The sequence below is a fragment of the Afipia sp. DC4300-2b1 genome (assembly GCF_049895725.1).
Taxonomy (GTDB): domain Bacteria; phylum Pseudomonadota; class Alphaproteobacteria; order Rhizobiales; family Xanthobacteraceae; genus Afipia; species Afipia broomeae.
On the sequence record NZ_JAFCSX010000007.1, the window covers coordinates 139,908 to 152,465 of the forward strand.

Here is a 12,558-nt window from a genome sequence, read left to right on the forward strand (position 1 = left end):
TTCAAAGGAGACGGCGATGCCGATCGAATTCATTGGCTTCATCACGAACAACAATTCGTCCGAGACAATCGTGCGCAGCGGTCCGGTTCTCAACCGAGACCATATCGAGACCGTCGCAAAGGTGCATGAGAATGCCGGGTTTGACAGGGCGCTATTGGCATTTCATTCGACAAGTCCGGATGGGCTTCAGGTCGCGCAGCACGTGCTGGCCGTGACAGAGCGGCTTCATGTCATGATTGCGCAGCGGCCGGGGTTTACGGCGCCGACATTGCTGGCGCGTCAGCTCGCAACCATCGATCAATTGTGGCGTGGCCGGGTCTCGCTCCACGTCATTACCGGCGGCAACGCCGCCGAACTCCGCCAGGACGGCAACTTGCTGGATGACAAGAACCACCGCTACGCGCGGACCATAGAATTTCTAGATATTCTCAAACTCGAATGGAGCAGCGATAAGCCGTTCGATTATCGTGGCAAATTTTACGAAGTCACAAACGCCTTTTCCCAAGTCAAGCCATACCGCGAGAGCGGGATTCCCGTATTTGTCGGCGGCGCTTCGGAAGGCGCTATTGAAGCGGCTGCCAGGCATGCGGATACATTCGCCTTGTGGGGCGAGTCCTACGATCAGGTTCGGGATGTGACGACGCGTGTCCGGGCAGCGGCGGCAAGATATGGCCGGCCAGCGCCCCGTTTCAGCCTTTCGGTTCGTCCAATCCTTGCCGAGACCGAAGAGAAGGCGTGGGAAAAGGCCGGGGCGATCCTGGCGCAGGCGACGGCGCTGCAGGATCAAACCGGATACCGTAAGCCAGCCGATGGTCACGCCACAGCCGGCGCACGTCGGCTCTTGTCATTGGCCGAGAAAGGCACGCGCATCGACAAGCGGCTCTGGACGGAAATTGCCAAGCTCACGGGGGCCAACAGCAATACAACCGCTTTGGTCGGAACTCCCGAGCAGGTTGCCGAAGTCTTCCGCGATTACTACCAGCTTGGTGTCAGTCACTTCCTGATCCGCGGCTTTGATCCCCTGATCGATGCGGTCGAATATGGACGAGAATTGATCCCCGCAACACGAAAGCTCATTGCCGCACAGGACGAACTCATCGGACACGCTGCAGCGTAACAGATGGCGCAAGTTTACAGTTTTCCAGCCAGTTGAAGTGCACTCAAGCGCGGAGGGTCTGGAAAGCCGGCTTGCGGGTGACGTTTCCGCTAGGGCCCTCGCGGCGGTTGCCCATATCGTTACCGCCAGATGATTTCGCTAAGCCCAAGCCGATTTTGCAATCATTTTTGCTGTGTGGTTGGCGCAGGCCGTTGCATCCATGCTTTTCTTTCGGGATGCATTGAAAAGAAGCCGCGTCTCGGTCAGCATTCTATACCTGCTTGATGCGACAATCGAATCCTGACGAACGAGACTGCTGTGCCGAACCAAGTTGCCGAGGTCATCGACCTCAAGACATATCGTGATCGAAAGATAGCGCAGACTCTTGCAGCCACGACGCCGGATGCTTTTGCCGACCATTTTCATTACGGGCAAACGCCACTAGTGGCCTTCGCCATGCCCATTGCCTTCTTTGTTTTCTGGCCGGCATGGTTTGTCGTACCGCATGTGCCTGCCTTGAACAGTGGCGGAAGCGGCGTGGCATGAGTGGAGCAGGGGCTCGCCTTGTGAATGAAACGGCGGGCTCCGGGCCAATCGATCCCTTGGCCGATCTTCCCTTGATCGTTGGCCGCAATCTACGCCGCCTGAGAGTGCGGCAGGGACATTCTCTCGAAAGGCTTGCCAAGCAATCCGGGGTCAGCCGGGCGATGCTCGGGCAGATCGAAACCGGCAAGAGCGTGCCGACGATCGGCTTGCTCTGGAAGATCGCTGTTGCGCTGGGAGTGCCGTTTGCAAGCCTGATTGCGGCTGAGGACGCCGGTGGCACCCTTGTGCTGCGGCGGGCGAACGCGAAGCTGCTGTCGTCAAATCAGGGGCAATTTACCTCGCGCGCCCTGTTCCCCTTCGATAGCGAGCGTAAGGTGGAATTTTACGAGTTGCGGCTCGCGCCTCTGCACCGTGAGAATGCCGACGCCCATGCGCCAGGAACGCGCGAGAACCTGGTGGTTGCGCGGGGGACCGTTGAAATCATACCAGGATCGGGACGGCCGGTAACGCTGAGTGAGGGTGACGCCATTTTATTCGAGGCGGATGTACCGCACAGCTATCGAAATCTGGCGACAGAGGAAGCGATTCTGTTTCTCGTCATGACCTATGTCGAGACGATCGGCTAAGGACAGCAGCGTCCAATAAAGAAGGCCGGCATGGCGCCGACCTTCTTTTAATCCGGCGGCGGCTTACTTCGCCATTTTTGCCGGCATCATACACATCATCATCATGCCGCCGCAGTTCATCATCATCGGCATGCCGGCATTCATCATGCTCATCATGTTCTGGCAGCACTGCATAAACATGTCCTTCATGGAGGCATCCATTGGGGTCATTTCGCAGGTCATGCCGTTCGGCGTCATGGTGCAGGTCATCTTGCACATCATCATGGGCATCGGCATTCCCATGCTCGGAGCGCCCATCATCGTCCCCATCATGGGCATCATGCCGTTCATCATCATCGGGTTCATGCCGCCCATCATGTTGGTCATCATCGGCATCATTTGCATCGCGGTGTTCATCGGAAACTCCATTTTCGGAGACGAAAGCTGTTTCGTCTGTCGCTGTCAGGAGTAGGAGTTTTCAGGAATCGGCTCAATATCAGAATGAATCTCGCGTCCGCTTTTCTCCAACAAGTCGTCCGGCCCTCCAACACAGCAGACGTTTCCGGTGTTATCGCGGAAGTGTCTCCAATATAACGGATAAGATTGGAGAGGCCGCTCCATTCGCAAGCGCTGCATGAGGAGGTTTGGACGTCGTTCGAATCTCAGTCTATCGAGCATGTATCCAGCCAGGATGCACCTTACGATGACTTCATTCCATGAAGGCCAGTTGCCAGGGAACATGCATCTCCGCGTACCGGTAGCTTTGGAATTCAGTATTTCGGACAAGTGCGACATGCTGATTGGATCATCAGTTTTGGAAGATGTGCATGACGGCCGATTCCTTGCGAAAAGCTCGCCGAACTGTTGCCGCGACGCGAGGCGATAACATCGACACGCGATGGCGTCTCGATTCCATCGTGTCGGAGTTGCGTGTCTCTCGCGAGATCAGCCATAGCATTCGCCATGACGGACCGGCTCGCCGCGCGCCTTCGCGCGATGCACTGGAAAAGATCCTGAACGGGCTGATCGAGGCGCTGTTTCCGCGGCATTACGGGAAGTCTGACCTTGATGCTGAAAACATCGACTATTTCGTGGGCAATACCCTGAACATTGCTCTCAACGGGCTTCTTGAGCAGGTGCATCGCGGTGCCTTGTTTACGACCGACGAAACGCCGTCCGATAGGCATTTTCGCGATGCCATAGAGCTCACGCGCGCTTTCGCATCGACACTTCCTCAAACTCGCGGCAGGCTCGTGGACGATCTTCGCGCAGCCTATATCGGCGATCCGGCAGCGACGAATTTCCCGGAAATACTGATCGGCTATCCGGGAATGACCGCGATCATTCATCACCGCCTTGCTCACGTTCTTCATGAACTAGATGCCAAGTTGCTGGCGAGATTGGTGGCCGAAATAGCGCACACAAAAACAGGTATCGACATTCATCCCGGCGCCGCCATTGGCGCGAGCTTTTTCATCGATCATGGAACTGGTGTTGTGATTGGTGAAACAGCGGTCATTGGCGACCGAGTTCGTATCTATCAGGCGGTGACACTCGGCGCGCGTCATTTTCCAACCGATAAGGACGGGACGTTGATTAAGGGGGCTTCTAGGCATCCGATTGTCGAGGATGACGTCGTCATTTACGCGGGCGCTACAATTCTCGGGAGAATCATCGTCGGGCGCGGATCGACGATCGGCGGAAACGTCTGGCTGACGGAAGATGTTCCGCCGAACAGCTTCGTCACACAGGCGACGGTGCGCAGTAAAATCAGCGCGCAATAATGGACAGGCCGTCCTCTTGCAGATCACAGGACGAAAGCTCCTTACGGACGTTTTCTAAAGAATAGACTTTGCGTCTTTTAGACGTGAACGACACTGACGTTGCTTTTTCCCGACAACTCTCGACACGACCGGAACGGAGCACCATCATTCTCTCATGTTGCTTCCAGGCGAACGCGAAACAGGCCTAGCCTGCTGAGGTGAAAATGGTTTCATTGGTTCGAAACGTCAGTTCGAATGAAGATGTCGCCACGGTGGTTTTCAAGTCCGCGATGCGGCAGTTGGCCGGAGGCGTAACCGTCATTACTGCCGGCCGTGATTCCGATGTTTCTGGGATGACCGTCACATCTTTCACATCCTTCGCAGCCGATCCGCCGTGTGTCGTTGTCAGTCTGAATAAGGAATCTTCGTCATTATCTCTCATTAAGCGTTATGGAGCCTTTGGCGCGAACGTACTCGCGTCCGATCAGGCTTCCGTTGCGGAGAGTTTTACAGGCCGCAGTGGACTGAAGGGTATTGAGCGTTTTCAAGGCGCGAATTTATCCAGGCTAGCCTCCGAAACACCGTTGCTCAGCGATTCATTGGCTGTGTTCGATTGCGAGGTCGATCACATTCTGGAGCGTCACTCCCATGTCTTGCTGATCGGGCAGGTGCTTGATCTGCGTATATCGCCGAACAAAAGCGCGGGTCTGGTCTATTGGAACGGGCGATATGTTCCGGTTGACGACAAGGAAGAGGCCTTGCATTGGGCTGATGTTAGCCTGCCGAAGTCGCGCGCGCTTTGGGAAGTCTGAGCAAGCCTCAAGACAGTTGCTGTCCCCACCGTTCAACGGTCAGGCGGCTGATTGTTTTGAAGATCAATTCTTCGACCACGAGCCCGATCAGGATTACGGCCAACAGGCCCGCAAACACATTGTCGGTTTCCAGCTGCGCGCGATTTGTGTAGATAAACCAGCCGAGGCCACCCGAGCGCGCGCTGACACCGAAGACGAGTTCCGCCGCAATCAGCGTGCGCCATGCAAAAGCCCAGCCGATCCGAAGCCCGGATAGAATTTGCGGGAAAGCGGCCGGGATCAGGATTTCGAGCATGAATCGAGAATGCGATAGCCCGAGGTTGCGCCCAACCATGCGAAGTGTGGGGGAGACAGACAGAAACCCGCTATGGCAAGCGAGAGCGACCGGCCAGAGCACGGAGTGAACCGTGACGAACAGCAGGCTGGGGACGCCGATTCCAAACCAAAGCAACGCAACAGGCAATAGCGCAATCGCGGGCAGGGGATTGAACATCGACGTGAGCAGGCCGAGTGCATCGCTTCCCCAGCGGGAAGCCATGGCGAGCGCTGTAAATAAAATCGCAATACCGACTGCAAGGACATAGCCGGTCGTCAGGACGCGAAGCGACGTCAGCGCCCGGTCTGGAAGCTCCCCAGACAGTGTGGCTTCGAACAGGGCTTTGAATGTTGCCGTCATGGACGGCATCAGCAGGGCATTGTCCAGCCAGCGCGCATAAACCTCCCAAATGATGGCGATCGCGGCCAGAATGATCAGACGCCGGGCTGTGCCGGATTCGGCAAGCGATCCGGCACGCGACTGCGCTTCTGCTTTGCTCATGCGAAGGCCTCAGCAGGGGAAAGGATCGTGTGCTGGATCTCGCGCTCAAGGCCGACGAAATCTGGTGAGCCTCGTACCCGGCTTTTAGAGGTCACTGAGAAGCTGGCCGCGAGCCGACCGGGATGCGGTGTGAGCGCCAGAACGCGCGTGCCGACTACTATCGCTTCATCAATGCCATGGGTGACGAAAACAACGGTGCTTCCGGCTTCCTCGCAAAGGGAAAGCAATTCATCCTGCATGTGCCGCCGCGTCAGAGCGTCGAGCGCTGCGAAAGGCTCGTCCATCAGCAGGAGGCGCGGCTGCAGGGCAAAGGCGCGTGCAATTGCGACACGTTGTTTCATGCCGCCGGATAGTGTGTGCGGGTAGGCGTCAAGAAATTTGCCGAGACCGACCCGCACCAGCCAATTCCTGGCGACACGCCCGGATTCATCGTCTGAAAGATGTTTGCCGCGCCGCAGGGCATAGCGAACATTTCCCAGCACGGAATACCAGGGCAGAAGCTGGTCGAATTCCTGAAATACCGTCATGCGATCGGGACCGGGACGCGTGATCGCGGAGCCGTCGATCAAAATGTCGCCGGCTGTCGGCGACAGAAACCCGCCGATAGCCCGAAGCAATGTTGATTTTCCCGAGCCCGAAGGACCGATCAGGACCAACCGTTCGCCAGCGGTCAGCGAGAACGAGATATCCTCCACAGCAGTCAGCAGGCCGTCACGCGTCGGATATGCGATGCTGACGCGATTGGCCTGCAGGAGGGGAGCCGTCATGACTTAATGGACGCTGCTGGCAAGCGCATCAGGTTCCCGGCTTTTCTTTGAGGCCGGACCAGAACATGTCCTGCCATTGCGCGGGGGCCTGCTTGATCAGACCGACCTTGGCTTCGAAGTCCGCGAATTTCTTCGCGCCTTCCGGGGCCGTCGTAAACCGGACATTGGGATCACGAATGATGGCTTCGACGAACTCTGTCGACAGCTTGGAGTTCTCTGCTTTGATATAGAGTTCCGCTGCGGCTTTTGGATTTTCCGTGATCCAGGTATTGGCGCGATCCAGCGCATGTACGAATGCCTCGACGGTCTTCGGATTTTCCGTTGCGAATTTGGTCGTGGCGTAGACCACATTGAACGTGTGCGGCCCCCCCAGAATATCAAAGCTGTTCAGGATGGCCTTGACCTTGCCGGTTGCCAGTTGCTGTTGAACGAAGGGTGGCGAGGTGAAGTGCGCCGTGATCTCCGATTTTCCGGACAGCAAAGCTGCCGTGGCGTCAGGATGCGGCATGCTGACCGTCAAATCATCGAGCTTGTCGAACTGGCCGAAGGCCTTGTCCGCGGCCATCTGCAGCAGGATCGGCTGAAACCCGACCTTGACGGAGGGAAGGGCGATACGGTCGCGCGGCGTGAAGTCCGCCAGGCTCTTGATGTTCGGGTTGTTGGTTGTCAGGACGTTAGCCATCGAGCCAAGGGCTGCGATTCCAACAATTTTGGCGGTGCTGCGCGTCTTGTCCCATGTCAGGATCATGGGTGTGATTCCAGCGGTCGCAAAATCGAGTCCGCCGGAAATAAGTGCTTCGTTCATTGCAGCAGCGCCCGAAAGCCGCAGCCATTCAATGACCGGTGGCTTGATCTCGAGCTTGCGCGCTTCCTCTTCGACAAACCCTTTCTCGTTCGCGACAATCAGCGGCAGATAGGCAATGCCGAATTGCTGAGCGATGCGAAGACGGTCAGTTTCGGCTAATGCATTCTGAACGCCATGAGCCGTGACAATCAGGGCCAGAAGGCCGGCGAAAAGAATGCGGGCCTTGGCCCGTGCTTTTAATGGGATATGCATAGATGCCTCTGTGAAATTGGGCGATGTCGAGACCATGAGAGCGCGCGTCAGGACACGGCAGCGTGCCGGGTCGAGAACTCGCCGATGATGTTGTTGCGTGCGCGCAGCTGCGCCGGTTCGATGCCAAGCTCGGGAAATACAAGCTCGGACACGCGGTAAGCTTCCTCAAGATGCGGATAGCCGGAGCAGATAAAGGTATCGATGCCGAGATCCTGATATTCGCGCAGACGGGCTGCTACGGTCTTCGGATCACCGACCAGTGCAGTGCCGGCGCCTTTGCGAACAAGCCCAACACCAGCCCAGAGATTGGGGGCGATCACAAGTTTGTCGCGGCGCCCGCCATGAAGTTCGGCCATGCGGCGCTGGCCCACGGAATCCATTGCCGCAAAGCGCTTCTGTGCGGCGTCGATCGCTGCATCAGAGACTTCGCTGATGAGGCGATTGGCGGCGGCCCAGGCCTCATCTTCGGTTTCGCGAACGATAATGTGAATGCGCAAGCCAAAGCGCATTTTGCGGCTCCGTGCGGCGGCTTTTTTTCGCACCGCTTCGATTTTCTCCGCAACGTCGGCAGGGCGTTCGCCCCATGTCAGATAAAGGTCGACCTGGTCAGCGGCAAGGTCCTGTCCGGCGTCCGACGAGCCACCGAAGTAGAGCGGGGGACGCGGCAGTTGGACCGGTGAGAAATCCAGCCGGCCGCCTTCCACTTTATAATAACGTCCGTCGAAGTTGACAGTTTCTCCGCCAAGCAGGCGAGACCAGATCTGGAGAAATTCGTCGGCCTGCGCGTAGCGCTCGTCATGCGGGATGAAGACACCGTCACCGGCGAGTTCGACCGGGTCGCCACCCACGACAACGTTCAACAGCAGTCTGCCCTCGCTGAGGCGGTCGAGTGCGGCGGTTTGCCGGGCGGCAAAAGCCGGAGAGGTCACGCCAGGACGCAGCGCGACGAGATATTTCAATCGTTCTGTGACGGTTGCCAGGCCCGTGGCGACGATCCATGAGTCTTCGCAGCTCTGGCCGGTCGGCAATAGCACGCCGCCATAGCCGAGGCGATCGACGGCCGTGGCGATTTCCTTGAAGTAGCGGAAGTCTGGTGGCCGCTGTTGCCGGTTTGACCCGAAATAAGCGCCATCCCCATGGGTGGGAATAAACCAGAACATGTTCGGCGGAACGCGGTTTGCGCTTTGCAAAGCCACAGCGGTCTCCTTCAGCGATGAGCGTGTCGGCTGTCTGATGCACGAGCAAAAGCGATGCCCGGTTTTAGCCAGCGTTCAGAGATTGCTCTATTTGGATGGAAGAGCCGCCATGTGGCAATTGCGGAAAAAACCCGAATGCGAGTTCAAAGTTCTATGAAGTGCGGACAATCGGAAATTGTTTTCTGCTTTGCTTAAGTAGTGTGTCCGAAAAGGTCGCTGTTTGTGCAATCGGAGAATTCTCACATCCTACGACGCATCATTTAGGCGGGAACCGCCTCCGGCTTGGGCTTGCTGAAGCGGCTCGGCGGCCGCTCCAGGGCGAAATGGTTGCGCAGGGTTTTGCCTTCATAATCCGTCCGGAATAGGCCGCGTCTCTGCAGGAGTGGCACAACCTCATCGACAAAGACTTCAAGGCCTGTCGGCAGCACGTCGGGCATGAGGTTGAAACCATCTGCTGCACCAGCCTTGAACCACGCTTCAATATCGTCTGCGATGGCTTCGGGGGTCCCGACAATGATGCGGTGTCCGACACCGCCGCCCAGCGCCTTTAACAGCTGGCGCACTGTCAGATTTCCCCGGCGTGCGAGATTGACGGTGCCCTGAAACATCGTGTGGTTTGCATTGGCCGGGAGCGGAAGCGGATCGGGCAGGGGTTTGTCGAGTTCGAGTTTCTCGGGCGCGATCTGGAGCGTGTTGGCGAGGCGCGCGAGGCTGTATTCGATGGGCACAAGATCCCATAGCTCATCCTGACGGCGCTTTGCCTCGGCTTCCGTGCTTCCAATCACAGTTGCAAGGCCGGGCAGGATGACAATTGCGTTCGCCGGGCGACCGTAAGCCACCGCACGGGTGCGAAGGTCACGGGCGTAGGCGACGCCTTCTTCGATGGTCTGCGCGAGGGTGAAGACGGCCTCGGCCTGCGCGGCCGCAAGATCACGTCCATCGCTGGAGCCGCCGGCCTGCACAGTCACCGGACGGCCCTGCGGTGAGCGCGGCACGTTGAGCGGACCTTCAACCGTATAATAGGTGCCGCGATGGGCGATCGGATGAACTTTGGTCGTATCGACAAATCGGGCCGTGGCCTTGTCGCCGACAAAGGCATCGTCCTCCCAGCTATCCCACAACGCGTGAACGACTTCGGCAAACTCCTTCGCTCGGTCGTAACGAGCCTTGTGTTCCAGTACGCCCGGCAAGCCGAAGTTGCGGCTCGCCGCCGCGTCGGCGGTGGTCACCGCATTCCAACCGACGCGCCCGCCGCTGGCATGATCCAGCGTCGCGAAGCGCCGTGCGATATTATACGGCTCATTATATGTGGTCGAAGCGGTTGCGATCAGTCCGATATGCGTGGTGGCCGCAGCAACACTTGCCAGCACGATGGTCGGCTCCATTGAAAGAAATGGCCGCAGATCGATCCGATCGGTGACGGCTGGCGTATCGGCCAGAAAAATCGCATCAAGTTTCCCGCGCTCGGCAATTTGCGCGACTTGGACATAATGGCCGACGTCGAAGAACGCGCCGGGATTGCTATCCGGAAGACGCCATGCGGACGCGTAAACGCCGGAGTGCAGCAGGTTGACGTTCAGATGCAGCTTGCGATCTGTCATCGGGAATTTCCTTGCGTCAATTCGATCCTGAAGCGGCCGCCGTGAAGTTACGATCGACGGATTTGCTTACATCAACCTGCTTGGCAATGATGCCGTAACGAGTGGCGCGATCCGCGGCGGTCTGGAATTCTCGAACGATACTCTCGTCGATGACGATTGGACTGCTCCGTTGCGCAGCGTAGGCACGCGCAAGAACATCTGCCGGAAGCTTGGTCAGTTCGGAGGTGTTTTTGGCGTATTCGGGAATATGATCGAGCGACCACAGCCGCGCCTTGTTTAGCCGTTGCAGAAAATCTGAAACCGCGGCGCGCTTGGTCGCAATGGCCTGATCCGACGCAACGACAAAAGTGATCGTAGGCGTAAGGCCTTCGCCATCCGCCACCACCCGCGCGTTATCCTTCAGGGTTGCGTAAGATATGTATGGCTCCCAGACCGCCCACGCGTCGATCGAGCCTGCGAGCAGGGCAATCTTGGCGTCGACCGGACCGAGTGCGGAGAAGGTGGCGTCCTCGATCTTGTAGCCTGCCTTCTCAAGTGTCGCCGCGATCAGGAACTGTCCCCATCCGGCCCGAGTCCCTCCGAGCTTCTTGCCCTTGAGATCTACGGCTGTTTTGATCGGAGAATCATTGCGCACCACAATCGCTTGCGTACGTGCATCCGAGCGCGTGCCGCCGATGGCCTTGATCGGAGCGCCCGCCGCGTAGACTGTCAGAAAAGACAGGTCACCGGTATAGCCGACGTCGAGCGCGCCGGTATTGATCGCCTCTAGGATAGGCGCCGCAGCGGGAAATTCCGACCACTCGATCTTGTAAGGCAGATCCGTTGCGAGCCCGGATATTTCGAGCAGTGACCGGTTTCCGCCTTTCTGGTCGCCGACACGCAACGTGATGACATCGGCTGCGGTTGCGGGCGCTTGGCTGAGAAAAAGAAGTGCGGCGATCGCGAGGCTGCCGGTGAGGCCGCGTAGGATCCAGAGCGGATATGTGGGAACGAAGCTCATCTGCAAAGTCTCCCGGTATCGATCTCTTGTGAGGTTCTTGATCCCGATCTGTCTTAGAAGAAGCCCTTCGCTGGAAGAGGAGTTCCATTGACTTCGTAATCACCAATGGCACGCGCCTTGTAGCTATCCGGGTTGTGAGAGGCGAGCGTGCGTGCGTTGCGCCAGTGGCGATCCAGATTGTCCGAGCGCTTCGTCGCTGAAGCGCCGCCGACATCGAACAGCAACCCGCCGCTGCGGATGGCAAGCTCATCCACCACGATCTTCGCTTTGGCCGACAGGAGCGCTGCTTGAAGAGCAGGCTCCGAATTCGACGGATCATTGCTCCAGGCATCATTTGCAAGATCCAGTGCATCCGCCGCTGCAAGTACAATCGTTTCCGCTGCAAACGCATTGCTGGAAATCTGACCGATAGTCTGCTGCAGCAGGGGATCATCCACCGGACGCTCGGTGGGGGCATAATAGAAGCTGCGGCCGCGACGGCGAACCAGCGCAGCCGCGTCTTTCAGAGTCGCAGCGATGATCCCGGCATTGATCCCGGTGAGGAACAGCTGCGCGAACGTATTCTGATAGGCCACGCCATAGCCAACGTCCGGTGCGTCAAAGATCACTTCGCTGCTCTCGACGCGCACGTTCTTGAAATTTGTCGTGCCGCTTCCCGTCAGCCGTTGCCCGGAGCCGTCCCAATCGTCCAGCAGTTCAATCCCTTCACGCTTGACCGGGATGACGGTGGCGGCAAGCGCACCCTTCGTATCGGCAATTCGAACCAGAACGTAATCCGAGAACAGGGTGCCGGTGCTGTAGTACTTCGTCCCGTTCAGCCGGTATCCATCGCCATCAGGACTGATGACAGTTGCCGGGATGGTGTCGCCAACCTTGGCACTTTCGAGTTCGGTTGTCGCAAGACCAATGATGGCGCCCTCAACTACATCTTTTTGCCATTTGTGGCTCTGTTCGTCGCGAGGCGAGCGGATCAGGCGTTCGACAACGCTGAAATGGTTACGCAGAATGTGCGCGACGTTGGCATCGGCTTCGGCCAGGCCGATAACGACCTTGAACAGCTCGCGGATCGAGCTTCCGCCGCCCCCTTGCGCCGCCGGAATTCTGAGAGCGCCAAGCCGGGACTGACGAATGAGATCGATCTGCCCGAAGGGAAGCACGCGGTCCCGTTCCCGCTCAGAAGAGCCCTCGGCGATATGATCGAACAGCTTCTGCAGATTCGGTGACCCGTATTTCAACGGCGTGGAGAGACGAAGCGAGATATCGGAAACAGGTTTATTCATGATGGGTCACCCGTTGGT

Annotated in this window: 13 protein-coding genes; 5 read left to right on the forward strand and 8 right to left on the reverse strand. The window is 57.9% G+C overall.

All coding sequences use genetic code 11. The features are described 5' to 3' along the window. Positions 1-16: 16 nt before the first annotated feature. The 3 genes from ACP7AL_RS24290 to ACP7AL_RS24300 all read left to right on the forward strand — a co-directional run bounded on the left by ACP7AL_RS24290 (position 17) and on the right by ACP7AL_RS24300 (position 2,268). The gene (locus tag ACP7AL_RS24290) at positions 17-1,117 is read left to right on the forward strand and encodes an LLM class flavin-dependent oxidoreductase (protein ID WP_425995009.1); all 1,101 of its coding nucleotides are present in this window, start codon (positions 17-19) and stop codon (positions 1,115-1,117) included. 297 nt (positions 1,118-1,414) lie between these two features. Continuing rightward, positions 1,415-1,642 carry a hypothetical protein gene (locus ACP7AL_RS24295; protein ID WP_425995011.1) on the forward strand — a complete coding sequence of 76 codons (228 nt, stop codon included), beginning with the start codon at positions 1,415-1,417 and terminating at the stop codon, positions 1,640-1,642. Beyond that, positions 1,639-2,268: a helix-turn-helix domain-containing protein gene (locus tag ACP7AL_RS24300; RefSeq protein WP_425995013.1), complete on the forward strand. Its 630-nt coding sequence runs from the start codon at positions 1,639-1,641 to the stop codon at positions 2,266-2,268. The genes ACP7AL_RS24295 and ACP7AL_RS24300 overlap by 4 nt, the downstream gene beginning before the upstream one ends. Positions 2,269-2,331: 63 nt before the next feature. Here ACP7AL_RS24300 and ACP7AL_RS24305 read toward each other — a convergent pair whose 3' ends face one another. After that, complete coding sequence (locus ACP7AL_RS24305) at positions 2,332-2,664, reverse strand: hypothetical protein (protein WP_425995015.1); 333 nt, start codon at positions 2,662-2,664, stop codon at positions 2,332-2,334. A 410-nt stretch (positions 2,665-3,074) separates the two neighbouring features. Between ACP7AL_RS24305 and epsC the strand changes: the two genes are divergently transcribed. Together epsC and ACP7AL_RS24315 are read left to right on the forward strand one after the other, a co-directional pair. Further along, positions 3,075-4,031 (forward strand): serine O-acetyltransferase EpsC, encoded by a 957-nt coding sequence (gene epsC / locus ACP7AL_RS24310; protein WP_425995017.1) that lies wholly within the window; start codon positions 3,075-3,077, stop codon positions 4,029-4,031. Positions 4,032-4,234: 203 nt separating this feature from the next. Continuing rightward, positions 4,235-4,822 carry a flavin reductase family protein gene (locus tag ACP7AL_RS24315; protein ID WP_425995019.1) on the forward strand — a complete coding sequence of 196 codons (588 nt, stop codon included), beginning with the start codon at positions 4,235-4,237 and terminating at the stop codon, positions 4,820-4,822. Positions 4,823-4,829: 7 nt separating this feature from the next. Here ACP7AL_RS24315 and ACP7AL_RS24320 read toward each other — a convergent pair whose 3' ends face one another. The 7 genes from ACP7AL_RS24320 to ACP7AL_RS24350 all read right to left on the reverse strand — a co-directional run bounded on the left by ACP7AL_RS24320 (position 4,830) and on the right by ACP7AL_RS24350 (position 12,540). Next, positions 4,830-5,639 (reverse strand): ABC transporter permease, encoded by an 810-nt coding sequence (locus ACP7AL_RS24320; protein WP_425995021.1) that lies wholly within the window; start codon positions 5,637-5,639, stop codon positions 4,830-4,832. Continuing rightward, positions 5,636-6,406: an ABC transporter ATP-binding protein gene (locus ACP7AL_RS24325; protein WP_425995023.1), complete on the reverse strand. Its 771-nt coding sequence runs from the start codon at positions 6,404-6,406 to the stop codon at positions 5,636-5,638. Before ACP7AL_RS24325 ends, ACP7AL_RS24320 begins: the two co-directional genes overlap by 4 nt. Before the next feature lie 28 nt (positions 6,407-6,434). Then, positions 6,435-7,463: an ABC transporter substrate-binding protein gene (locus ACP7AL_RS24330; protein ID WP_425995025.1), complete on the reverse strand. Its 1,029-nt coding sequence runs from the start codon at positions 7,461-7,463 to the stop codon at positions 6,435-6,437. 47 nt (positions 7,464-7,510) lie between these two features. After that, positions 7,511-8,623, reverse strand: a complete 1,113-nt coding sequence (gene ssuD / locus ACP7AL_RS24335; protein ID WP_425995213.1) for an FMNH2-dependent alkanesulfonate monooxygenase — start codon at positions 8,621-8,623, stop codon at positions 7,511-7,513. A 296-nt stretch (positions 8,624-8,919) separates the two neighbouring features. Continuing rightward, positions 8,920-10,260, reverse strand: a complete 1,341-nt coding sequence (locus ACP7AL_RS24340) for an LLM class flavin-dependent oxidoreductase (RefSeq protein WP_425995027.1) — start codon at positions 10,258-10,260, stop codon at positions 8,920-8,922. A gap of 16 nt (positions 10,261-10,276) precedes the next feature. Continuing rightward, positions 10,277-11,260 carry an ABC transporter substrate-binding protein gene (locus ACP7AL_RS24345; RefSeq protein WP_425995029.1) on the reverse strand — a complete coding sequence of 328 codons (984 nt, stop codon included), beginning with the start codon at positions 11,258-11,260 and terminating at the stop codon, positions 10,277-10,279. 53 nt (positions 11,261-11,313) lie between these two features. Beyond that, the gene (locus ACP7AL_RS24350; RefSeq protein WP_425995031.1) at positions 11,314-12,540 is read right to left on the reverse strand and encodes an acyl-CoA dehydrogenase; all 1,227 of its coding nucleotides are present in this window, start codon (positions 12,538-12,540) and stop codon (positions 11,314-11,316) included. Between the last annotated feature and the right edge of the window lie 18 nt (positions 12,541-12,558).

Bases quoted from the DNA above. Each gene is read 5' to 3' on its own strand.
- ACP7AL_RS24290 (WP_425995009.1), top strand. From the start codon at position 17: ATGCCGATCGAATTCATTGGCTTCATCACGAACAACAATTCGTCCGAG.
- ACP7AL_RS24300 (WP_425995013.1), top strand. From the start codon at position 1,639: ATGAGTGGAGCAGGGGCTCGCCTTGTGAATGAAACGGCGGGCTCCGGG.
- ACP7AL_RS24305 (WP_425995015.1), bottom strand. From the start codon at position 2,664: ATGAACACCGCGATGCAAATGATGCCGATGATGACCAACATGATGGGC.
- epsC (WP_425995017.1), top strand. From the start codon at position 3,075: ATGACGGCCGATTCCTTGCGAAAAGCTCGCCGAACTGTTGCCGCGACG.
- ACP7AL_RS24315 (WP_425995019.1), top strand. From the start codon at position 4,235: ATGGTTTCATTGGTTCGAAACGTCAGTTCGAATGAAGATGTCGCCACG.
- ACP7AL_RS24320 (WP_425995021.1), bottom strand. From the start codon at position 5,639: ATGAGCAAAGCAGAAGCGCAGTCGCGTGCCGGATCGCTTGCCGAATCC.
- ACP7AL_RS24325 (WP_425995023.1), bottom strand. From the start codon at position 6,406: ATGACGGCTCCCCTCCTGCAGGCCAATCGCGTCAGCATCGCATATCCG.
- ACP7AL_RS24330 (WP_425995025.1), bottom strand. From the start codon at position 7,463: ATGCATATCCCATTAAAAGCACGGGCCAAGGCCCGCATTCTTTTCGCC.
- ssuD (WP_425995213.1), bottom strand. From the start codon at position 8,623: ATGTTCTGGTTTATTCCCACCCATGGGGATGGCGCTTATTTCGGGTCA.
- ACP7AL_RS24340 (WP_425995027.1), bottom strand. From the start codon at position 10,260: ATGACAGATCGCAAGCTGCATCTGAACGTCAACCTGCTGCACTCCGGC.
- ACP7AL_RS24345 (WP_425995029.1), bottom strand. From the start codon at position 11,260: ATGAGCTTCGTTCCCACATATCCGCTCTGGATCCTACGCGGCCTCACC.
- ACP7AL_RS24350 (WP_425995031.1), bottom strand. From the start codon at position 12,540: ATGAATAAACCTGTTTCCGATATCTCGCTTCGTCTCTCCACGCCGTTG.